Source organism: Kitasatospora sp. NEAU-CNBT7 (genome assembly GCF_057220535.1).
In genome coordinates this window covers 63,766-85,441 of record NZ_JBXQQB010000011.1, presented here as the reverse complement: position 1 = coordinate 85,441, position 21,676 = coordinate 63,766, and the positions used below count along the sequence as shown (strand labels likewise).

General features: G+C 75.4%; 22 protein-coding genes. 15 read left to right on the top strand and 7 right to left on the bottom strand.

Annotated features, from left to right (window positions below):
* The first annotated feature begins 2 nt into the window (after positions 1–2).
* The 11 genes from AC2TEW_RS16990 to AC2TEW_RS16940 all read left to right on the top strand — a co-directional run bounded on the left by AC2TEW_RS16990 (position 3) and on the right by AC2TEW_RS16940 (position 9,918).
* Positions 3–797: an MlaE family ABC transporter permease gene (locus AC2TEW_RS16990; RefSeq protein WP_033824009.1), complete on the top strand. Its 795-nt coding sequence runs from the start codon at positions 3–5 to the stop codon at positions 795–797.
* Entirely contained in the window at positions 794–2,065 is a 1,272-nt protein-coding gene (locus tag AC2TEW_RS16985) for an MCE family protein (RefSeq protein WP_484624185.1), read from the top strand. The genes AC2TEW_RS16990 and AC2TEW_RS16985 overlap by 4 nt, the downstream gene beginning before the upstream one ends.
* Entirely contained in the window at positions 2,062–3,093 is a 1,032-nt protein-coding gene (locus tag AC2TEW_RS16980; protein ID WP_484624184.1) for an MCE family protein, read from the top strand. The genes AC2TEW_RS16985 and AC2TEW_RS16980 overlap by 4 nt, the downstream gene beginning before the upstream one ends.
* Complete coding sequence (locus tag AC2TEW_RS16975; RefSeq protein WP_484624183.1) at positions 3,090–4,169, top strand: MCE family protein; 1,080 nt, start codon at positions 3,090–3,092, stop codon at positions 4,167–4,169. The genes AC2TEW_RS16980 and AC2TEW_RS16975 overlap by 4 nt, the downstream gene beginning before the upstream one ends.
* Positions 4,166–5,155: an MCE family protein gene (locus AC2TEW_RS16970; protein WP_484624182.1), complete on the top strand. Its 990-nt coding sequence runs from the start codon at positions 4,166–4,168 to the stop codon at positions 5,153–5,155. The genes AC2TEW_RS16975 and AC2TEW_RS16970 overlap by 4 nt, the downstream gene beginning before the upstream one ends.
* Positions 5,152–6,339 carry an MCE family protein gene (locus tag AC2TEW_RS16965; protein ID WP_484624181.1) on the top strand — a complete coding sequence of 396 codons (1,188 nt, stop codon included), beginning with the start codon at positions 5,152–5,154 and terminating at the stop codon, positions 6,337–6,339. Before AC2TEW_RS16970 ends, AC2TEW_RS16965 begins: the two co-directional genes overlap by 4 nt.
* The gene (locus tag AC2TEW_RS16960) at positions 6,339–7,508 is read left to right on the top strand and encodes an MlaD family protein (RefSeq protein WP_484624180.1); all 1,170 of its coding nucleotides are present in this window, start codon (positions 6,339–6,341) and stop codon (positions 7,506–7,508) included. The genes AC2TEW_RS16965 and AC2TEW_RS16960 overlap by 1 nt, the downstream gene beginning before the upstream one ends.
* A complete protein-coding gene (locus tag AC2TEW_RS16955) occupies positions 7,505–8,035 on the top strand; it encodes a hypothetical protein (RefSeq protein WP_484624179.1) in 531 nt (176 codons plus the stop codon). Before AC2TEW_RS16960 ends, AC2TEW_RS16955 begins: the two co-directional genes overlap by 4 nt.
* A complete protein-coding gene (locus AC2TEW_RS16950) occupies positions 8,036–8,539 on the top strand; it encodes a hypothetical protein (RefSeq protein ID WP_484624178.1) in 504 nt (167 codons plus the stop codon).
* An 11-nt stretch (positions 8,540–8,550) separates the two neighbouring features.
* Entirely contained in the window at positions 8,551–9,141 is a 591-nt protein-coding gene (locus AC2TEW_RS16945; protein ID WP_484624177.1) for an Rv1363c family protein, read from the top strand.
* A gap of 75 nt (positions 9,142–9,216) precedes the next feature.
* Positions 9,217–9,918: a hypothetical protein gene (locus AC2TEW_RS16940; RefSeq protein WP_484624176.1), complete on the top strand. Its 702-nt coding sequence runs from the start codon at positions 9,217–9,219 to the stop codon at positions 9,916–9,918.
* Positions 9,919–9,952: 34 nt separating this feature from the next.
* Here the strand turns inward: AC2TEW_RS16940 and AC2TEW_RS16935 are convergent, their stop codons facing one another.
* The 3 genes from AC2TEW_RS16935 to AC2TEW_RS16925 form a co-directional block, all read right to left on the bottom strand.
* Positions 9,953–10,846, bottom strand: coding sequence for a CAP domain-containing protein (locus tag AC2TEW_RS16935; RefSeq protein WP_484624175.1), 894 nt, complete (start codon positions 10,844–10,846; stop codon positions 9,953–9,955).
* A gap of 179 nt (positions 10,847–11,025) precedes the next feature.
* On the bottom strand, positions 11,026–11,463 hold the full coding sequence (locus AC2TEW_RS16930) for a DoxX family protein (protein WP_484624174.1): 438 nt from the start codon (positions 11,461–11,463) through the stop codon (positions 11,026–11,028).
* 79 nt (positions 11,464–11,542) lie between these two features.
* The gene (locus tag AC2TEW_RS16925; protein ID WP_484624173.1) at positions 11,543–12,409 is read right to left on the bottom strand and encodes a putative protein N(5)-glutamine methyltransferase; all 867 of its coding nucleotides are present in this window, start codon (positions 12,407–12,409) and stop codon (positions 11,543–11,545) included.
* A 249-nt stretch (positions 12,410–12,658) separates the two neighbouring features.
* On the opposite strand from AC2TEW_RS16925, the gene AC2TEW_RS16920 reads away from it, so the two are divergent.
* A complete protein-coding gene (locus AC2TEW_RS16920; protein WP_484624297.1) occupies positions 12,659–13,495 on the top strand; it encodes a helical backbone metal receptor in 837 nt (278 codons plus the stop codon).
* A 108-nt stretch (positions 13,496–13,603) separates the two neighbouring features.
* Positions 13,604–14,995: an NAD(P)/FAD-dependent oxidoreductase gene (locus AC2TEW_RS16915; RefSeq protein WP_484624172.1), complete on the top strand. Its 1,392-nt coding sequence runs from the start codon at positions 13,604–13,606 to the stop codon at positions 14,993–14,995.
* Positions 14,996–15,055: 60 nt separating this feature from the next.
* Here the strand turns inward: AC2TEW_RS16915 and AC2TEW_RS16910 are convergent, their stop codons facing one another.
* The 3 genes from AC2TEW_RS16910 to AC2TEW_RS16900 form a co-directional block, all read right to left on the bottom strand.
* Positions 15,056–16,591, bottom strand: a complete 1,536-nt coding sequence (locus AC2TEW_RS16910) for a SulP family inorganic anion transporter (RefSeq protein ID WP_484624171.1) — start codon at positions 16,589–16,591, stop codon at positions 15,056–15,058.
* A 257-nt stretch (positions 16,592–16,848) separates the two neighbouring features.
* Positions 16,849–17,484, bottom strand: a complete 636-nt coding sequence (locus AC2TEW_RS16905; protein WP_484624170.1) for a TNT domain-containing protein — start codon at positions 17,482–17,484, stop codon at positions 16,849–16,851.
* 302 nt (positions 17,485–17,786) lie between these two features.
* Entirely contained in the window at positions 17,787–18,275 is a 489-nt protein-coding gene (locus AC2TEW_RS16900) for a GNAT family N-acetyltransferase (protein ID WP_484624169.1), read from the bottom strand.
* A gap of 166 nt (positions 18,276–18,441) precedes the next feature.
* Between AC2TEW_RS16900 and AC2TEW_RS16895 the strand changes: the two genes are divergently transcribed.
* Positions 18,442–19,230, top strand: a complete 789-nt coding sequence (locus AC2TEW_RS16895; RefSeq protein ID WP_484624168.1) for a DUF4184 family protein — start codon at positions 18,442–18,444, stop codon at positions 19,228–19,230.
* Between the two features lie 78 nt (positions 19,231–19,308).
* Here the strand turns inward: AC2TEW_RS16895 and AC2TEW_RS16890 are convergent, their stop codons facing one another.
* Positions 19,309–19,974 (bottom strand): TetR/AcrR family transcriptional regulator C-terminal domain-containing protein, encoded by a 666-nt coding sequence (locus AC2TEW_RS16890; RefSeq protein ID WP_484624167.1) that lies wholly within the window; start codon positions 19,972–19,974, stop codon positions 19,309–19,311.
* Between the two features lie 60 nt (positions 19,975–20,034).
* Here AC2TEW_RS16890 and AC2TEW_RS16885 point away from each other — a divergent pair, with 60 nt between their 5' ends.
* The gene (locus AC2TEW_RS16885; RefSeq protein ID WP_484624166.1) at positions 20,035–21,519 is read left to right on the top strand and encodes an MFS transporter; all 1,485 of its coding nucleotides are present in this window, start codon (positions 20,035–20,037) and stop codon (positions 21,517–21,519) included.
* Positions 21,520–21,676 lie beyond the last annotated feature (157 nt).

Below are 21,676 nucleotides of genomic sequence, written 5' to 3'. Positions count from 1 at the left end.
GGCTGGCCTGGCTCGAGGAGAGCGGCGACCACCTGCTGTTCCACCTGACCGCGCTGCTGTCCGTGCCCCGGGCGCTGCGCCGCTACCACCGCGAGGTGCGGCGACTGCTCGCCGAGGTGGTGTTCGGCAGCGGCGGCCTCGGCGTGATCGGCGGCACCGTCGGCGTCATGATCGGCATGACGGTCGCCACCGGCACCGTCGTCGGCCTGCAGGGCTACGCCGCGATGAACCAGCTCGGCACCACCGCCTTCACCGGCTTCATCTCCGCCTACTTCAACACCCGTGAGATCGCCCCGCTGGTGGCCGGCCTCGCCCTGTCCGCCACCGTCGGCGCCGGATTCACCGCCCAGCTCGGCGCGATGCGGATCAACGAGGAGGTCGACGCCCTCGAGGGGATGGGCATCCGCAGCCTGCCCTACCTGGTCACCACCCGGATCGTGGCGGGCGTGGTCGCGATCGTCCCGCTGTACGGCATCGGGCTGCTCAGCTCGTACGCCGCCTCGCGGGCCGTCACCGTGCTGGTCAACGGCCAGTCGCCCGGCACCTACGACCACTACTTCGGGCTCTTCCTCGCCCCCGCCGACGTCCTGCTCTCCGGACTCAAGGTGCTGGTCTTCAGCGTCATCGTGATCCTCGCGCACTGCTACTACGGCTACCACGCCAAGGGCGGCCCGGCCGGGGTCGGCATCGCCGTCGGCCGTTCGGTGCGCAACGCGATCGTCATCATCAGCGTCACCGACTTCTTCCTCTCGCTCGCCATCTGGGGTACCACCACCACCGTCCGGGTCGCCGGATGAACGCCGCCCGCCGCCCCCGCCGGGCCCGCCGCCGCACCGCGGGCGTGGTGTTCCTGCTGGTCCCCGCCCTGCTGGCCGGCGTCTGCGTCGCCGTCTACGACAAGGCGTTCGTCCGCGAGGCGACCGTCGCCCTCGAGACCGGCACCGCCGGGAACGAACTGCACGTGGGCGCCGACGTCAAACTCCGCGGCGTGGTGGTCGGCCGGGTCCGCGCGGTCGGCGCCGACGGCGAACGCGCCCGGCTCACCCTCGCCCTCGACCCCGACCGGCTCGGGCAGATCCCCGGCGACGTCAGCGCCCGGCTGCTGCCCACCACCCTGTTCGGCGAACGCTACGTCGCCCTCGTACCCCCCGCGTCCGCCGCCGCGAGCGCACCGCTGAAGGCCGGCGCCACCATCGGACAGGACCGCTCCGCCGACGCCGTCGAACTCGACCAGGTCCTCGACCACCTGTTGCCGCTGCTCACCGCCGTCCAGCCGGAGAAACTCGCCACCACCCTCGACGCCGTCGCCACCGCCCTGCGTGGCCGCGGCGACCAGCTCGGGCAGACCCTCACCCGCCTCGACGCCTACCTCGCCCAGCTCAACCCCCAACTGCCCGCCCTCAACGAGGACATCGCGCAGCTGGTGACCGTCGGCCGGACCTACACCGACGCCGCCCCCGACATCCTCCAGGCGCTCACCGACCTCACCACCACCAGCGCCACCCTCGCCCAGCAGCAGGCCGGCCTGCGCGCCCTGTACGCCGCCGGCACCACCGGCGCCCAGGACCTCACCGACTTCCTGCAACGCAACAGCAGCACCCTGATCCGGCTGTCCGCGGACAGCCGCCCCACCCTCGACCTGCTGGCGAAGTACGCCCCGTCCTTCCCCTGCACCCTGCGCACCCTCGCCGACTTCGTCCCCGTCATGGACCAGGCCCTCGGCAAGGGCACCGACCGGCCCGGCCTGCACGTCACCGTCACCACCGTGCCCTCCCGCGGCGCCTACCAACCCGGCCGCGACACCCCCGTCTACCGGGCCGGCGGCGGCCCGGCCTGCTACGGCACGCCGTACACCGGACACGGCACCGCACCCGCCGCGAGCAGCCCCGCCGACGGCTTCCCGATGCCCGCCGCCCCCGGCCTCGGCCTGCCCAACTCACCCCAGGAGAACGAGCTCGTCAACGAACTCCTGGCCCCCGGGCAGAGCACGGCCGCCCCCCTGCCGCAGTGGAGCGGCCTGCTCGCCGGACCCCTGCTGCGCGGGACGGAGGTGACCCTGCGATGACCCGCCGCCCGCTGACCGGACCGATCGTCAAATCGCTGGTGTTCATCCTCGTCACGGCCCTCGCCACCACCGCCCTCGCCTTCGGCATCGCCGACACCGGCGTCGGCGCCACCACCGGCTACCAGGCCCGCTTCACCGACGCCACCGGCCTCGCGCCCGGCGACAGCGTCCGGATCGCCGGGGTACGGGTCGGCCAGGTCGACAGCGTCACCGTCGCCGACCGCCGCCTCGCCCAGGTACGGTTCTCCGTCCGCCGCGACCGCACCCTGCCCGCCTCCGTCACCGCCTCCGTCAAGTACCTCAACCTGGTCGGCCGACGCTACCTCGACCTCGAACAGGGCACCGGCCCGCTCGGCGAACACCTCGCCCCCGGCGCCGTCATCCCCCTGGAACGCACCCGGCCCGCCCTCGACCTCACCCGGCTGTTCGCCGGCTTCCAGCCGCTCTTCCAGGGCCTGTCCCCGAACGAGGTCAACCGGCTCGCCGACGAGATCGTCCAGGTCCTCCAGGGCCAGGGCGGCACCGTCGACAGCCTGCTGCGCTCCATCGGCTCCCTCACCGGCACCCTGGCCGGCAAGGACCAGGTGATCGGCGAGGTGATCGACAACCTCAACACCGTCGTCGCCACCGTCAACACCCACGAACAGGGCTTCACCGAACTGGTCACCACCCTCCAGCAACTGGTCTCCGGCTTCGACCGGGACCGGCAGCCGATCGGCCAGGCCGTCGACGCCCTCGCCGCCCTCACCACCAGCACCGCCGGCCTGCTCCAGGACGGCCGCGAACCGCTCAAGGACACCATCGGCCAACTCGGCCGGCTCTCCACCGGACTCGCCGACCACACCCCCCAGCTCGAGAGCTTCCTGCGGCTCAGCCCCGAGAAGCTCCGCACCCTCGGCCGGCTCGCCTCCTACGGCTCCTGGTTCAACCTCTACCTCTGCGAGGCCACCGTCACCGGCGTCACCACCACCGACGGCAGCGCCCCGCCCACCGGCATCCCCGTCACCGAAGCGAGGTGCCACGGATGAGGACCGCCCGCGACCTGCGCCGCCCACTGCTGCGGCCACTGCGCGACCGCAACCCCGTCACCGTCGGCGCCGTCGGCGTCCTGCTGCTCCTGCTCTGCACCGCCCTCGCCTACCGGGCCGACTCCCTCCCGCTGATCGGCCGCGGCACCGGCTACACCGCCGAGTTCACCGAAGCCGCCGGCCTGCGCCCCGGCAACGAGGTCCGGGTGGCCGGCGCCAAGGTCGGCAAGGTCACCGGCGTCACCCTGGACGGCGGCCGGGTCAGGGTCGCCTTCCGGGTCGAACACGCCTGGATCGGCGACGCCACCACCGCCGCCATCGGCATCCGCACCCTGCTCGGCGAGAAGTACCTCGCCCTCGACCCGCTCGGCGCCGCCCGCCAGGACCCGCACCGCACCATCCCCAGCAGCCGCACCACCTCCCCGTACGACGTCACCCAGGCCCTCGACGGACTCGGCCACACCCTCGGCGCCCTCGACACCGACCGGCTCGCCCAGAGCTTCCAGGCCATCTCCGACACCTTCAAGGACACCCCCGCCTCCGTCCGCGCCGCCGCCGACGGCCTGTCCGCGCTCTCCCGCACCGTCGCCGACCGGGACGCCCAGCTTGCCCAACTGCTGGCCGGCAGCCGCGAGCTCACCCGCACCCTCGGCGACCAGAACACCCGCATCGCCACCCTGCTCGCCGACGGCGACCAGCTCCTCGGCGAGATCCAGCGCCGCCGCGACGCCGTCCACCAGCTGCTCACCGGCACCGCCGACCTCGCCACCCAGCTCACCGGCCTGGTCCGGGACAACGAACGGCAGCTGCGCCCCACCCTGGACGCCCTCGACCGGGTCACCGGCGTCCTGCGCGCCAACCAGCAGAGCCTGGAGGAGACCCTCGCCCTGGTCGGCCCCTACTACCGGCTGATGGGCAACACCCTCGGCAGCGGCCGCTGGTTCGACGCCTACCTGTGCGGCGTGGTGCCCCGCTCGTACCTGCCCGACGGCACGTCCCCCACGACCGGCTGCCAACCCGAGCGCCCGCAGGGCGACCGGCCCGCGGCCACCCGCGCGCAGGGAGCCCAGCGATGAGGAAACCCGTCCTCGTATCCGCCGCCGTCGCCGCCGCGCTCGCGGCCGCCCTGGTCGCCGCACCCGCCGTCACCGAACCCGACGGCACCCACCTGACCGCCTGGTTCGACCACGCCGTCGGCATCCACCCCGGCTCCGACCTGCGCATCCTCGGCGTCAAGGTCGGTACCGTCGACGGCGTCCACCCGCAGGGCCGGCAGGTCCGCGTGGACCTCACCCTCGACCACGGCGTCCAGGCCCCGGCCGGCGCCGGCGCCGTCATCGTCGCCCCCAGCGTGGTCGCCGACCGCTACGTCCAGCTCACCCCCGCCTGGACCGGCGGCCCGCACCTCGCCGACCACGACACCATCCCCGCCGACCGCACCGCCGAACCGGTCGAGATCGACCAGCTGTACCAGAGCATCAGCGACCTCAGCACCGCCCTCGGACCCGACGGCGCCAACGCCACCGGCGCCCTCTCCCGGCTGCTCGACACCGGCGCCGCCAACCTGGCCGGCAACGGACAGGCCATCGGCGACAGCATCGACCAGCTCGGCCGCGCCGCCAAGACCCTCTCCGGCCACAGCGACGACCTGTTCACCACCCTCACCCAGCTGCAGTCCTTCACCACCATGCTCAAGGACAACGACACCCAGGTCCGCTCCGCCACCGACCGCCTCGCCACCGTCACCGGCTTCCTCGCCGAGGACAAGGACGACCTCGGCCGGGCCCTCGCCGAACTCGCCACCGCCCTCGGCCAGGTGCAGACCTTCATCCAGGACAACCGCGCCCGGCTCGCCGCCTCCGTCGGCCAACTCGTCCCGATCACCCAGGCCCTGGTCGACCAGCGCGCCTCGCTCGCCGAACTCCTCGACACCGCACCGCTGGCCGCCGGGAACCTGCTCGGCGCCTACGACACCGCCCACGGCACCATCGACGGCCGCGCCGACCTCACCGAACTCACCGGCGGCACCCTGCCGCTGCCCCTGCCCGGAGCGGCCCGATGACCCCGCGACCCGCCCTCGCCGCCGCCGCGGCGCTCCTGCTGCTCACCGGCTGCTCGGCCGGCTCCGCCGCCCTCCAGGACCTGCCGCTGCCCGGCGGCGCCGACCTCGGCAGCCACCCCTACCGGGTGCAGGCCCGGTTCGCCGACGTCCTCAGCCTGGTCCCGCAGGCCGCCGTCAAGGTCAACGGCGTCGCCGTCGGCCGGGTCACCGACATCTCGCTCGCCCCCGACGACTGGACCGCCCAGGTCACCCTGGAACTCAACGGCGACGTCCGCCTCCCGGCCGGCAGCTACGCCCAGCTCGGCCAGTCCGGCCTGCTCGGCGAGAAGTACGTGCAGCTGACCGCACCCACCGGCGGCGACCAAGGCAGCGCCGGGACACTCACCGCCGGCGCCGTCATCCCGATCGCCCGCACCGACCGCAACCCCGAGGTCGAAGAGGTCCTCGGCGCCCTGTCGATGCTGCTCAACGGCGGCGGCCTCGACCAGCTGCACACCATCACCACCGAACTCGGCAAGGCCCTCACCGGCAACGAGGCCCAGCTGCGCTCCGTCCTCGCCCGCCTCGACACCCTCACCACCGACCTCGACGCCCACCGGCAGTCCATCACCGACGCCCTCGACTCCGTCGACCGGCTCTCCGCCACCCTCGCCACCCGCGACCGGCAGATCGGCACCGTCCTGACCGGCCTCAGCCCCGGCCTCGCCGTCCTGGAACAGCAGCGCGGCGACCTGGTCACCCTGCTGCGCTCCCTCGACACGCTCTCCGCCGTCGCCGTCGACACCGTCCACCGCAGCCACGCCGACCTGGTCGCCGACCTCGGCGCCCTGGCCCCCACCCTGCAACGCCTCGCCGACGCCGGGACCGACCTGCCCGACTCGCTGCAGGTCCTGCTCACCTACCCGTTCACCGACGAGGTGCTGCGCGGCGTCAAGGGCGACTACCTCAACGTGTACCTCGACCTGGCCGCCGCCCCCGGCACCCGGATCACCCCCGAACTCGACCCGGACGACACCGCCGCGCCCCCGCCCAAGGACCCCCCACCCGACCCCGGCACGGACCCCGGCACGGACCCGGGGACCGACCCGGGGACCGACCCCGGCACCGAGGGCGCCCTCCCGCTCCCGCTGCCGTCCGCCACCGCCCGCCGGGGAACCGCCGCCCACCAGCAGGGGGGACACTGATGCTCACCCTCGCCACCCGGCTGAAGAACCTCGCGTTCCTCGTCATCGCCGTACTCGTGCTCGGCTACATCGCGGTCCAGCACGCCGACCTCGGACGCTACGTCGGACTGCGCGGCTACTACCGCGTGGACGTCGAACTCGCCGAGACGGGAGGCCTGTTCGAACACGCCGAGGTCACCTACCGGGGCGTCGCGGTCGGCCGGGTCGGCCCGATCCGGCTCACCCCGGACGGCGTCCGCGCCGAACTGCGGATCGACCGGTCCGCCCCGCCCATCCCGGACCGGCTCCAGGCCGTGGTCGCCAACCTCTCCGCCGTCGGCGAGCAGTACCTCGACCTGCGGCCCGGCACCGACCAGCCGCCCTACCTGCGGGACGGCTCCGCCATCGCCCGCTCCGCCACCACCACCCCGGCACCCGTCACCGACATGCTCGGCCACGTCGACGCCCTGGTCGGCTCGGTCCCGCTGGCGTCCCTGCGCACCGTCGTCGACGAGTTCGGCCGGGCCTTCGACGGACAGGCCGGCAACCTGCAGGCCCTGCTCGACGGCAGCGGCCGGCTGATCGACGCCGCCGACGGCGCCCTGCCCGCCACCACCCGCCTGGTGGTGGACTCGCAGACCGTCCTGCGCACCCAGAACGACGAGGCCGACGCCATCCGGGCCTTCGCCACCGGCGCCCAGCAGCTGGCCGGCCAACTCGCCCGCTCCGACACCGACCTGCGGCGCATCATCGCCACCGGCCCGCAGGCCGCCGGACAGGTCAGCGCCCTGCTGAAGGACCTCGACCCGCACCTGAGCGTGCTGCTCGCCAACCTGCTCACCACCGCCGAACTCGGCGTCACCCGCGAGCACGGCATCGAGGAACTCCTGGTCCGGCTCCCGGCGGTGGCCGCCGCCGGCTCCACCGCCGTCACCGCGGACGGCGCCCACCTCGGCATGGCCGTCACCTTCTTCTCCCCGCTGCCCTGCACCACCGGCTACGACGCCACCGTCTACCGCAACGGCCTGGACACCTCACCCGCCCCCGCCCTCAACACCGCCGCGCACTGCGCCGCACCGCCCTCCTCCGGCAGCGCGGTCCGCGGCTCCGCCAACGCCCCGCAGGGCGGCGTCCCCGCCGCCGTCCCGCCCGCCACCACCGCGCCGCACCGCACCGGGGCCGAGCGGTGAGCGCGGAGCGGACCGGGCCGCCGGACCGGCCGGTCCGGGTGGTCGGGCCGGTCGGGCCGGTACGGCGGGCCGCGCTGCTGCTCGCCGTCGCCTGCTGCCTGTTCGGCGCCCTGCAGTACGTCCGGGCGAGCACCGACCCGGCGATCGACCGCGCCCGTACCCGCGACGCCGTACTGGCGGCCGGCCGGGCCGCGCTCGACCGGCTGACCAGCGCGGACGCCGGACAGGCCGAAGCCACCCGGCGGAGCTGGCTGGCGGTCAGCGGGGGAGCGCTGCACGAGCAGCTCGCCGCCGGCCCGGCCCGGGACCCGGGGGTGACCGCCCGCGGCAGCGTCGCCGAGGCCGCCGTCACCGCGCTCGACACCCGGGCCGGCACCGCCCGGCTGATCGCCCTGGTCCGGGTCGACCTGGACCAGGGCGCGGGCGCGGTGACCACCGACCGCCGCCGGCTGCAGGCCGAACTCGGCCGCACCGCCGACGGCTGGAAGGTCACCGCGCTGACCACCGTGCCGACCGGGGCGGCCTGAATGGGCGGCCGGGCCCGGCTGCGGGCACTGACGGCGGCGGCCGTGCTGCTCGCACTGCTCGGCGCGGGCCTGCTGGCCGGCGCGCGGTACCAGCGGTCGGGCGCCGACATCGGCAACCGGGCGCTGACCGACCGGGCCGCCACCGACCGGGTCACCCGGGAGGTCGGGGACGCGCTCGCCCGGATCCTCTCCTACTCGGCGGCCGACACCGACGCCACCCGCGCGGCGGCCGCCGGATGGCTCACCGGCCCGGCCGGCGACCAGTACCGCGGTCTGCTCGACCGGCTCCGGGGCTGGGTCGACGACCAGCAACTCACGCTCACCTCACGGGTGGTGAGCGCCGGAGTGATCCGGCTGAGCGGCGACCGGGCCGAACTGCTGGTGCTGCTCGACCAGCAGGCCACCCGGGCCGGCGGCCCACCCACCGTGACCGCCGCCCAGCTGCGGGTCACCGCCCGCCTCGACGGCGGCCGGTGGCTGATCACCGACCTGGAGTCCCTGTGACGGAGGAACCGATGGCAGCACGTCCACGACGGATGCGCGTACGGCTGCGGGCCCGGGCGGTGGCGGTGGCCCTGCTGGCCGTCGCCGCGCTGGCGGCCGCCTGGGGCGGCCGGTCCTGGTACGCGGCGGCGCACGACGACGCCGCCGACCGGGCCCGGACCCGGGACACCGTCCTGGCGGCCGGGGAGCAGGCGGTGCAGAACCTCAACACCCTCGACCACGCCGACCTGGACCACGGCCTGGACCTCTGGGAGAGCTCGACCGCGGGCGACCTGCACGCCCAACTCGTCCAGGGCCGTTCCGACTTCGCCAAACAGGTCGAACAGGCCGGATCGACCACCAGTGCCCGCATCCTCTCCGCGGCGGTGACCGAACTGGACCAGCAGGCCGGACGCGCGGCCGTCCTGGTCGCCGTCCGGATCACCGTGCAGACCGCGCAGACGCCGCAACCCGCCACCAAGGACAGCCGGATGCTGGGCGAGCTGACCCGGACCGCCGACGGCTGGAAGCTCAGCGCCCTCGGCCAGGCCCCGATGGGCACCACCGCGGCGACGGCGTCCCCCACCCCGTCGGCCCCTGTCCCGTCGGCGTCCGTCCACTGAACGCCCGTCCACTGAACGCCCGTCCGCTGACAGACCGTCCGCCCGTACCGCCGGCAGGAGAGGACCACCGCGCGCATGTCGTCGACGACCCGCCACCTGATCAACCGCCAACGCCGCCTGGCCGCGGTGGCGACCACGGCCGCCCCGGCCCGCACCCGGCCGGCCCCGCACCCCGTCCTGCCGGACCCCGCCCTGCTGGACGCCGTCCACCCGGAGCCCGCCCCGCCGGAGGCGGCCCGGTCCGAGCCCGTCCGGCCGCGCCGCAGCCCGGTCACCGCGCTGCTGCTGGCCGCGGCCCTGCTGCTCGGCGGCTTCGGCACCTGGGCCGCCCTGGCCGGGGCCGAGCTGCGCGCGGGCTCGCCCGGGCACAACTCCGCGCTCACCGACGCCGTGCGCACCAGCGAGCTGAAGGGCGCGGTCACGGAGGCGGTCAACGCCCTGTTCTCGTACAGCTACGCCGACCCGGGCCGGTCCGACCAGGCGGCGCAGCGCCTGCTCACCGGCCGCGCGGTCCAGCAGCACGCGACGCTGCTGGCCCAGGTCAAGGCCCAGGCGGCGGCGAAGAAGCTGGTGCTCACCACCACGGTCACCGACAGCGCGGTGCAGACCCTGGAGGGCGACCGGGCCAGAGTGATCGTCTTCGCCGACCAGCGGAACACCAGCACCGCCGAGGGCGCCACCGACGGCGCCGCCTACTCGGCCGCCATGTTCGCGGTCGAGGCCGTCCACCAGGGGAGCGGCTGGCGGATCGAGAACATCGACACCTTCGGCCGCTGACCCGGCCCGCCCCTACCCGCGGCGCGGCCGGGCCTCACCGCGGTGCGGCGAAGACCTGGGTCCACCAGGGGCCGCCCGCGCCGAAGTTGACGCCGATCCCGATCTCCTTGAAGTCGCAGTTGAGGATGTTCTCCCGGTGGGCGGGGCTGTGCATCCAGTCGTCCATCACGGCGGCCGGGTCGGCCTGGCCGTAGGCGATGTTCTCGCCCCAGGAGCTCCAGCGGTAGCCGGCCGCCTCGATCCGGGAGTCGGCGTGGTGGCCCTCGGGGTCGGCGTGTTCGAAGTAGTGCCGGGCGACCATGTCGTCCGAGTGCTGCTGGGCTGCCGCGTTGAGCTTGGTGTTGAGCGTCAGCGGGCCGCAACCGGCCTTCGCCCGTTCGGCGTTGACCAGGTCGGTGACCTGGGAGACGAAGTCGGCGGTCTTCCCGCTGGGGGTGCCCTGTCCGGCCGCGGCCGGCTTCGCCGCGGGCTGCTTGGCCGGGGTGGGGGCGGCCGCGTCGGCGGCCTTGGCGGCCGGCTTCGCGGCGGCGGTGGCCGGTGCCGCCGTGGACGGCGCGGCGGTCGGCGCGGCCGTGGACGGCGCGGCGGGCGACGGCGCGGCGGTGGGGCCGGTGGGGCCGGTGGTGGCCGGGCCGCCCTGCGCGGACGGGCTCGCCGGGGTGTCGGCGCCTGCCGGGGCGAGGTCGAGCGCGGCGGCGGCCGTGCCGTCCCCGGCCCTGGCGCCGGCCGACCGGTCGGGGCCGAACAGGGTGTACCCGCCGCCGGCGATCACCGCGAGGGCGGCCGTGCCCGCGATGGCGCCGAGCACCCGCGGCCCGGCCGACGGCTTGCGCCGGTGTCCGGCCGAGGACGCGGCCCGTCGCCGCCGCCCGCCGTCGCCCTGGCCGGGGCCGGTCCCGCCCGGTCCGCCCCGGAAGGTGTCGTTCATGCGTCCGCCCAATCTGTGGGGGATCCCGCTGGGCGGGATCCCGTCGTCGCTTCCACAGATGGGAGATCCATCGGCCAGGGGCAGATAACAGATACGGTCGCCGGAGTTTCCGAACGTGACCTGTTCCGACCGGTATTGGCGGAAAAGGCTGCCGGATCCGGCGCCCGCCCGGGCGGCGGCTACCGGCCTGCGCGTCCGGCGCGGCCGACCCGGCGGGCCCAGAGCACCAGCGGGAGCTGGAGCGGCAGCCGTCCGATCGCCGCCGCCCGCAGCGGGGCCGGGTGGTCGCGCCAGTCCACGGCCATCTTGACGTTGGCGGGGAAGACCGCGACGAACAGGCCCGCGGCGGCCAGCGCCCCCACCCGCCTGGTCCTGGGCAGCGCCACCGCTGCCCCGATCGCCAGCTCGGCGACCCCGCTGGCGTACGTCCAGGTGCGCGGGCTGCCGGGCAGGGAGCGGGGCACGATGGCGTCGAACGGCTTCGGGACGGCGAAGTGGGCGACACCCGAGCCGAGCAGCAGTCCGGCGAGCAGCCGGGCCGAGCGTGCGGAGCCAGGGGCGGAGGCGCGGGTGGCGGTGCGGGCGGAGGTACGGGCGGACGGTCCGGGCTGGGCCATGGGGTCCCACCTTCGTGGACGACGGTGACGGGCACGGGCTGATTACCGGCCAGTAGCTTCGCCCGCCCGGCCCCTCACGTCAATGACCGGCCCGGACCCCGGCGCCCGGGTCGCCCGCCTCGCCGTCTCCCGGCCGGGTGGCGATCACCACCGTCGAGTACAGCTCCTCCGAGGTCGCCACCCGGGCGGTCAGCCCGCTGCGGACCACCACCGCCACCGCCTCCGGCGTCTGCCGCTCACTGGTCTCGAACAGCAGGTGCCCGCCCGGCGCCAGCCACCGCGATGCCTCGGCGGCCACCCGGCGCAGCACGTCGAGGCCGTCCGCACCGCCGTCCAACGCCACCCGCGCCTCGTACTCGCGGGCCTCCGCCGGGAGCAGCCCGATCTCCGCGGTCGGCACGTACGGCACGTTGGCGAGCAGGATCCGCACCCGGCCGTGCAGCCCGGCGGGCAGCGGCGCGTACAGGTCGCCCTGGTACACCCGGTCGGCGGGCAGGTTGCGCCGGGCGCAGCGCACCGCGGCGGGGTCCAGGTCGGCGGCGTACAGGTCGAGGCCGGGCGTCGCCGCCGCCAGGGCCGCGCCGAGCGCGCCCGAGCCGCAGCACAGGTCGACCACCACCGCCCCCGGCCGGGCCAGCGCGGCCGCCTGCTCGACCAGGAACTCGGTCCGGCGCCGGGGTACGAACACCCCCGGGTCCACGGCGATCCGCAGGCCCCGGAACCCGGCCCAGCCCACCACGTGTTCCAGCGGGAGACCGGCCACCCGCCGGTCCACCAGGGCGGACAGGTCGGCGGGGGAGCGCGCGGCGGACAGCAGCAGCTCCGCCTCCTCCTCGGCGAACACGCAGCCCGCCGCACGGAGCCGGCCGACGACGGCGGCGAAGGCGGGGGAGACGGGGGAGGGGGAGGACGGGGGGAACGAGCGAGATGACGACGGAGCAGACACGAAGAGCCTTCCGGAGAACCGAAGGGCGCTCCCTCGGCCGCTACGCCTCGACGGGCGTACGACCGGGAGTGGAGAGCACCCAGCCAGACACAGCGGTAATGGGTCTCACCTCCTCGACCGGAGCGGCGCACTCGCCGCATGGGTTCGTAACAGTACAGGACCGGCCGCGCCCGGTGACGGGGCAGTAGGTTGGCGGTCATGACTGTCCCCGCCGCCCGCCGCGTCGCCACCGACGACCAGGGCACCCGGCTGCGCCTCGGCGAGGTGCGCCGGGTGGTCTCGCTGGTGCCGTCGCTGACCGAGGCGGTGGCCGCCACCGCCCCCGGGCTGCTGGTCGGCGCCACGGACTGGTGCAGCCACCCCGCCGACCTGGACGTGGCCCGGATCGGCGGCACCAAGAACCCCGACACCGCCGGGATCGCCGCCCTGCGGCCCGACCTGGTGATCGCCAACGAGGAGGAGAACCGGGCCGCCGACCTCGCCGCGCTGCGCACCCTGGGCCTGCCGGTCTGGGTCACCGAGATCCGCACCCTCGACCAGGCACTCGGGTCGCTGGAGCGCCTGCTCACCGTCGGCTGCGGCCTGCCCTCCCCGCCCTGGCTGGAGCGCGCGGGGGCCGCCTGGCGGGCCCTGCCCGAGCTCGGCGGGCCGCCGCGCCGCGCGGTGGTGCCGATCTGGCGGCGGCCGTGGATGGTGCTCGGCCGCGACACCTTCGCCGGCGACCTGCTGCGGCGGCTCGGCGTCGAGCACCTGTACGCCGGGCACCCCGAGCGCTACCCCGCCGTCCCGATCGGCGAACTGCTCGCATCCGGACCGGAGTTGGTGGTCGTGCCGGACGAGCCGTACCGCTTCGCCGCCGACGACGGACCGGAGGCGTTCCCCGGTGTACCCGCCGCGCTGGTCAGCGGCCGCCACCTGACCTGGTACGGCCCCTCGCTCGCCGAGGCGCCCGCCGTCCTGGCCGCCCAGCTGGCCGGCGCCCGCCCGGCGCACCCCGCCGGTCACGGTACGGGGCCCGGCCGCCACCCCCGGTCAGCGCCGGACGGCCCGCCCGACACCCCGTGCCGCCCGGACCGCCCTTCCTGACACCTTGCGCGTTGTCCGCCCGCCGCCGCCGCGACTACCGTCCGCGGAGAGCAGCAGCACGGCAACGGCAGCACGGCCACGGCAGCACCGCAACGGACAGGGACGACCATGACCACGGTCAACGGCGGCATCTCCTTCTGGTACGCGCACAGCGGCGTACCCGCCCCCCGCGCGCCGCTGCCCGGACCGGCCACCGCCGACGTCTGCATCGTGGGCGGCGGCTACACCGGCCTGTGGACGGCCTACTACCTCAAGCGGGCCGCGCCCTCGCTGCGGATCACCGTGCTGGAGCAGCACTTCTGCGGCTACGGCGCGTCCGGCCGCAACGGCGGCTGGCTCTACAACGGCATCGCCGGCCGCGACCGCTACGCCCGCCTGCACGGCCACCAGGCCGCCGTCGACCTCCAGCGGGCGATGAACCGGAGCGTCGCCGAGGTGGTCTCGGTCGCCGAGTCCGAGGGGATCGACGCCGACATCCACACCGGCGGCGTGCTGGAGGTCGCCCGCACCCCGGCCCAACTGGCCAGGCTGAACGCCTTCCACGCCGCGGAGGCCGCCTTCGGCGAGCACGACCGGCTGCTGCTGGACGCCGCCGAATCCGCCGCCCGGATCGGGGTGGCCGGCACCCTCGGCGGCAGCTGGACACCGCACGGCGCCCGGATCCACCCCGCCAAACTGGTCCGCGGACTGGCCCGGGTGGTCGAGGAGCTCGGCGTCACCGTCCACGAGGCGACCCCGGTCACCGAACTCGCCCCCGGCCGCGCCGTCACCCCGCACGGCACCGTACGGGCCCGGTACGTGCTGCGCTGCACCGAGGGCTTCACCGCCGCGGTCCACGGCCAGAAGCGCACCTGGCTGCCGATGAACTCCTCGATGATCGTCACCGAGCCGCTCGCGCCGCACATCTGGGACGCGATCGGCTGGCAGGGCCGCGAACTGCTCGGCGACACCGCCCACGCCTACATGTACGCCCAGCGCACCGCCGACGGGCGGATCGCCCTCGGCGGCCGCGGCATCCCGTACCGGTACGGGTCGCGGACCGACAACGACGGCCGCACCCAGGCCGCCACCGTGGTGGCGCTGCGGGACCTGCTGGTCCGCTTCTTCCCCGCCACCGCCGGTGCGGCCGTCGAGCACGCCTGGTCCGGGGTGCTCGGGGTGCCCCGGGACTGGTGCGCGAGCGTGGAACTGGACCGGGCCACCGGACTCGGCTGGGCCGGCGGCTACGTCGGCAGCGGGGTCACCACCGCGAACCTGGCCGGCCGGACCCTGCGCGACCTGGTGCTGCTCGACTCCGGCGAGGCCGGCGCCACCGGGCTCACCGCGCTGCCCTGGGTCGGCCACCGGGTCCGGCGCTGGGAGCCCGAGCCGTTCCGCTGGCTCGGCGTGCACGCCCTGTACGCGGCCTACCGCGGCGCGGACCGGAGGGAGGCCGCCCGCCGGTCCGCCGGGACCGACCCGGTGGCCCGGCTGGCGGACCTGATCTCCGGCCGGCACTGAGGGCCGCCACCGATAGCTGCCACCGACGGCCGCCACCGACTCGCGCCGCGACGTACCGGCTCACACCGGCGCGGGCATCCGGACCGTGCGGCGGCCGTCCGCGTTGTGCCGTTCCACCCAGTCCTGGAGCGCGGCCCGGCAGGCGTGGTCCAGGTGCCGGACCCCGGCCAGGTCGACCTCGACAGGGCGGTCGGCCGGCAACGACTCCAGGGTCTCCAGCAGCCGGGGGAGCCGCAGGAAGGTGGCGTTGCCGGACAGCCGCACCAGGATCACCGGCGCCGCCCCGGCCGGGCCGTCGTCCGTCCGGGGCGCCCCGGTGGCCTTGCTGACCTCGGAGACCTCAGTGACCTCGGTGACCTCGGTGTGCAGGTGCGAGGTGTCCCACGCGGACTTCAGCACCGCCAGCAGCAGCCCGGCCAGCACCCCTTCGAACAGGTTGGTGACCAGGATCGCGACGGCCGTCGCGGCCAGTACCAGTGCCTCGCCGCGGTGCGAACGCCACAGCGGCAGCAGCGACTTCAGCGGGATCAGCTTGGCCCCGGCGTGCACCAGCACCCCGGCCAGGGCGGCGACCGGGATCGCGCCGAGCACCTGCGGCAGGAAGGCCGTGAACAGCAGCAGCCAGACGCCGTGCAGCACCCGGGAGGCCTTGGTCCGGGCGCCCGCCTGGACGTTGGCGGCGCTGCGCACGATCACGGCGGTCATCGGCAGCGCACCGAGCAGGCCGCAGACCGCGTTGCCCGCGCCCTGGGCGATCAGCTCCCGGTCGAAGTCGGTGCGCGGGCCGCCGTGCAGCCGGTCGACGGCAGCCGCGCTGAACAGGCTCTCGGCCGAGGCGATCAGCGCGAAGGCCAGCACCGTACCGAGCGCCGCCGCGCCCGCCAGGTCCGCGAACTGCCCGATGCCCGGCGGCCGGACCACGTCCAGCAGGCCGCTCACCCGGATCCGGCCCACCGGCAGGTCGGCGAGCGCGGTGACGGCGGTGGCCAGCGCGACCGCGCCCAGCGGCGCGGGGACGGCCCGGACCCGGGCGGGCAGCCGCCGCCACACCACCAGCAGCAGCACCGTCGAACCGCCCACGGCCGCGGCGGCCAGCGCGGTGGCGTCCCCGGCGGTGTCGGACGCGAGGCCCGGCAGACCGGCCAGGTTGGCCGGGCCGCGGCCGGGCGCCTTCGCCCCCGCCAGGGCGTACAGCTGACCGGCGATCAGGACCAGGCCGATACCGGCGAGCATGCCCTGGACCACCGAGAGCGAGATGGCCCGGAACCACCGGCCGAGCCGCAGGGCGCCCATCGCGAGCTGGAGCACCCCGGCGGCGAACACCAGTGCACCGAGCGTCGGTAGCCCGAACTCGGCGACGGCCTCGTACACGAGGACGGTCAGGCCGGCCGCGGGACCGGAGACCTGGAGGCTGCTGCCGGGCAGCAGGCCGGTGACCAGGCCGCCCACGATGCCGGTGACCAGGCCCAGTTCGGCCGGGACGCCGGAGGCGACGGCCACCCCCACGCAGAGCGGGAGGGCGACCAGGAAGACGACCAGGGAGGCGGTGAAGTCCTGGCGCAGGGTGGTGGGAGGAACGGGGAGACGACGAACCATCGGATCCTCGCAGTGCGTCAGAGGCTGCGGAATGTGCAGCGTACGACCGACATGTGCGAGGCGGCGGAGAAAGACTCGATATGTGATGAGATGACATTTGCACCATGGCGCACCGCATACGAAGCGGACCCGGCCGCTCCGGAGGATCACCCCTGGTCGGATGCGGTCTCGGCAGGCCGTCCCCGGCGCGTAGGCACGCGAACCAGCAGCCGGGTTGCGCCGGAGCGCCCGAGGGCGCCCCGGCGGCCGCGACGGGGTCAGACCAGCCGCTCCAGATAGCCGTTGTCCACCAGCCAGCCCACGTTGATCCGCTCGGGCGCGCCGGGTACCAGCGCCGCGTCGAGCTGGTACTGCCAGCCCAGGCCCGGCTGGTTGAACCACGGTGCGATCGGACCGGCGTGCACCTTGAACGGCTTCGCCACCCGGTAGTCGTGGTAGTTGCACCCGGCCGGCGCCGCGAGGTTGTCCAGGCTCTGCGGGGGGATCGAACGGCTGGCGTACGGCAGACCCTCGGGGGCGAGGAAGGAACCGAACTCGCTGCCGTACCGGTCGATGTCCTGGCCGGGGAACAGGGTCTGGTCCAGCTTGATCGGCTGCCCGAGGGAGTTGAGCAGGTAGCCGTCGGCGGGCGGGTAGCGCCAGGACCCGGCCTGGCTGTCGTAGTACCGGGAGAGGAAGGACTGCTCGTCCTGGCCGCCGGTACGCCGGTAGCCGATCAGCTGCAGGCCGACCCGGCCGATCCGGGGCAGCTCCTCCGGGCCGAGGCGGGCGTCACCGTGCCAGTCCGCCGCGGAGCACTGGTCCGGTGCCACCGGCGTGGCCTGGGCGGGCGGGGCCACGGCGAGCAGACCACCGCCGGCGACCAGGGCGAGAACGATCCGACCGACCTTCACTCATCCTCCTGAGGAGACGATACGGCTGACCGGAATGACAGCCAGTCAGACAGTAGAGCGCCGATGGCCGTTTCGTCCGCGACGTACCGGAATGCGGGTCGGTGCGCCGGCCGGGCAGGGCCACACCGCACGGGTCGTCACCAGGTGGGGCCCCGAAGTCCGGTACCGGGCCCCCGCTGGACGACGTCTCGGATCCCGGGCGCCTGACCGGGACCGTCCGCGGTGGGGGCCACCCCGCTCGACGAGCAGATCGGGGCAACGCTGCGGTGGTGGTCGCAGCGGCCCGCCGACCCGCGGTGGGCTCAGAGCGCCTTGTGCATGATGTGCAGTCCGACGTAGCCCTCGGTCGGGTGCCGGAAGCCCTCCGGCAGGGTGCCGATCACCTCGAAGCCGAGGGAGCGGTACAGCCTGACGGCGTGTTCGTTGCTCGCCACCACCGCGTTGAACTGCATCGCCCGGAAGCCCGCCGTCCGCGCCCAGTCGACCGTGTACTCGCACAGCGCCCGCCCGACGCCCCGGCCGCCGTGCGCGGGGTCGACCATGTAGCTGGCGCTGGCGATGTGCGAGCCGTTGCCCTGGTGGTTGCGGTTCATCTTCGCGGTGCCGAGCACGGTGCCTGCCTCGTCGACGGCGACCACCGTCCGGCTCGGGGCGGACAGCAGCCACCAGTCCCGGCCCTGCTCCCGGTCGAGGTCGACCGGGAAGGTGAAGGTCTCGCCCGCGGCGACGATGCGGTGGAAGAACGGCCAGATGGCGGGCCAGTCGGCGGTGGTGGCTTCCCTGATCAGCATCCGGACAGGATGCACCGCCGTACGGCGCCGTGCCACCCACTTCCGCCGGGGCCGTCCGGGCGTCGTTCGGGTGCGGGCCGGGCGTCGTCCGGGCGCCGTCCGGACGTCGTTCGGGTGCGGGCCGGGTGCGGGTCGGCCGCCTCACGCCGCCGCGTAGGGTGGCCGGGTGCCGTTCACGTTCAGTCACCCCGCCGCCGTCCTGCCCCTGCTGAACCGGGGCCGGGCCCGCGGCCGCCTGGTCGCATCGGCGCTGCTCATCGGCTCGATGGCCCCGGACCTGCCGTACTTCGCGGGCTCCTTCGCGCTCGGTGACGTCACCCACGCCTGGTGGGGCGTGCCGACCGTGGACATCGCCGTCACGGCGGTGCTGGCCGCGCTCTGGCACCTGGTGCTGCGCGCCCCGCTGGTGGCGCTGCTGCCCGCGCGGTGGGCGGGCGCCGCCGAACTGCTGACGGCGCCCCGGACCGGGCTGCGCCGCCCAGCCGGCACCGAGGTGCTGTGGTTCGCGCTGTCCGCCGCGATCGGCGCCGGCACCCACGTCGGCTGGGACGCGTTCACCCACCCCGGCCGCTTCGGCACCCGGCTGATCCCGGTCCTGCAGACCGGCTCGCTGTTCGGCCGCCCGCTCTACACCACGCTCCAGTACGGCTCCTCCGCCGTCGCGATCGTCCTGCTGGCGGGGTACGCGCTGCGCGAGCTGCGCCGGGCCGCCGACGCCGGGGGCCGGCCCTGCGCCGTGGTGCTCACCCGGGGTGCCCGCCGGCTGGTGCTGGCCGGGACGGCGCTGGCCGCGCTGCTCGGCGCCGGGTACCGGATCGACCGCTGGGCGCGCCCGGGCACCGGGCTGTTCGACCTGATCCCGACCGTGGCGTTCGGCTCGATCGCCGGGGTCGGCGCCGCGCTGCTGTGCTACGCCGTGCTGGCCCGGCGGACGGCGGCCACGGGCTCGTCCTGACGGCCCGCCCGGCCCGCCCGGCCCGCCCGGCCCGCCCGGCCCGTCCGGCCCGTCCGGCATGACGGCCCGCCCGGCCGCTCAGCGGGCGGCGCGGGCGCGGATCCCGTCGAGCAGCAGGGCCAGGCCGTACTCGAAGCGGTCGTCCGGCGTCCGGGCCGCCCAGTGGCCGATGGCCGCCCCTATGGCGGGGTGGTCCGCGGTCTCCTCGTCGGCGGGTACCGGGGTGCGGCCGGCGGTGGCGAGCTGTTGTTCGCGGCTCTGCTCCTCGATGGTGTGGCCGAGCACGTAGTCCTGGACGGTGAAGAACGCCAGCGCCCCCTCCTCGGGCGGTACCCCGGCGTCGGCCAGGGCGCGGACGGCGGCCTCGCCGAACCGCAGGGTGTTGGGGCGGCGGACGTAGGTGCCCGAGACCACCCGGGCGCCGTCGCGGCGGGCCAGCAGCGCCCGGCGCAGACGGCGGGCCAGTTCGGCCAGCCGTTCGACCGGCGGGAGCGCGCCGTCGACGTCGGCGACGCCGTCGAGGATGTCCTCGGCGATCGCCTCCAGCAGCGCCTGCTTGTCGCGGTAGTGCCAGTAGAGCGCGCTCGGGCCGACGCCCAGGGCGGTCGCCAGCCGACGCATGGTGAGGCCGTCGAGCCCGTCCTGGTCGAGCTGGGCGAGGGCCCCGGCGAGTACGTCCTCGCGGTGCAGCCGCACGTGGATCTCCTTGCTGGACGGCCGAACTGATGACGTTTGACAGGTCACTCAGCCTACCCTAACTTGAACACCGTTCGACTAGAACACTGTTCAGGTTTGGAGTCCGCCATGCCTTCCTCCACCACATCCACCCCCGCCCCCGCGCCACCGACCGCTCTCCTGCGACCCGGCCTGCCGGTCGGCATCGTCGTCGCGATCAGTTGCACGGCCGCCTTCATGGTCGTGATGGACGGCGCCATCGTGAACGTGGCGCTGCCCGCCATCCGGGCCGACCTCGGCCTGTCGGCCGGCGCCCAGCGCTGGGTGGTCGACGCCTACCTGCTGGCCCTCGGCGGCTGCATCCTGGCCGCCGCCAGGGCCGGCGACGTCTTCGGCCGCCGGGCCACACTGCAGGCCGGGCTGGTGCTGTTCACCGCCGCCGGAGCCGTCGGCGGCCTCGCGGGCAGCGGCGCCGTCCTGCTCGCCGCCCGGGCCGCCCAGGGCATCGGCGCCAGCGCCCTCGCCACCTCCACGCTCGGCGTCATCCTCGCCGCCACCGCCGACCGGCCAGGGCTGCGCCGCCGAGCCATGTCCCACTGGGCGGCCGCCAGTTCCTCCGCGGCGGCGCTCGGCATGCTGCTCGGCGGAGTGCTCACCGAACAGGCAGGCTGGCGCTGGGTCATGTACCTCAACGTGCCGGTCGGCCTCGCCCTGCTCGCCGCCGTCCGCCGCTGCCTGCAGCCCGCCGGGCCCCGGCCCGCCGGCGGGCGCCTGGACCTGCCCGGCACCCTCACCGGCACCGCCGGGGTCGGCGCGCTGCTGTACGGCGTCACCCGGGCCGGCGAGTCAGGCTGGGGCTCGGCCCCGGTGCTGGCCGCGACCGCAGCGGCGGTCCTGCTGCTCACGGCGTTCCTCGCCGTGGAGGCCCGCAGCCCGCAACCCCTGGTGCGGCTCGGGGTGTTCCGGCTGCCCGGTGTGCCGGCCGGCAACCTGGTGGTGGTGCTGCTCGGCGCCGCGCTCACGGCCTCGCTCTTCCTGGTCTCCCAGGTGATGCAGCAGGTGCTCGGCTACGACGCCCAGCAGGCCGGCCTGGCCATGCTGCCGATGGGAGTCTGCCTGGCCGCCGCCGCCCTGCTGTCCCGCCGGCTGCTGGCGGCCGGTGTCCGCAGGCTCCCGCTGTACGGCGGGCTGACCGCCGCACTCGGCCTGCTGTGGCTGAGCCGGCTGCCGTCCGGCGCCGACTACACCGCCGACCTGCTCGGCCCGACCGTCCTGACCGGCACCGGACTCGGCCTGATGCTGATGTCCGCCACCAGCGCCGCCACTGCCGGCATCCCGCCGCACGAGGCGGGCATGGCCTCCGGCCTGCTCAACGCGGCCCGCCAGCTCGGCGGGGCGCTCGGCCTGGCCGTCCTCGGCGCGCTCGCCGACACCGCCGGCGGCGGCCCGGGCCCGGCGGCCGACCTGCACGGCTACCGACTCGCGCTGCTCGCCGCGGCGGGCCTCGGCGCACTCGCGGCAGCGACCTCACTCCTGCTGCCCGGCGAGCCCGCACCGACCGCCGGACCCGCGGCGCCCGCCGCCCCCACGGCAACCACCGCCGACCGAACTTGACGATTTGTCAGCCCCCCGCGCGGCGCGCTGCGCCCACCTGCCTCGCGGCGCCCGCCCGTACCCGCTGTGCACGCCCGTACCGCTGTGCCCGCCCGCCTGTACTGCAGCGCTCACCGGCACTGCCATGCCCGCCCGCACCTCCTGCATCCACCTGTAC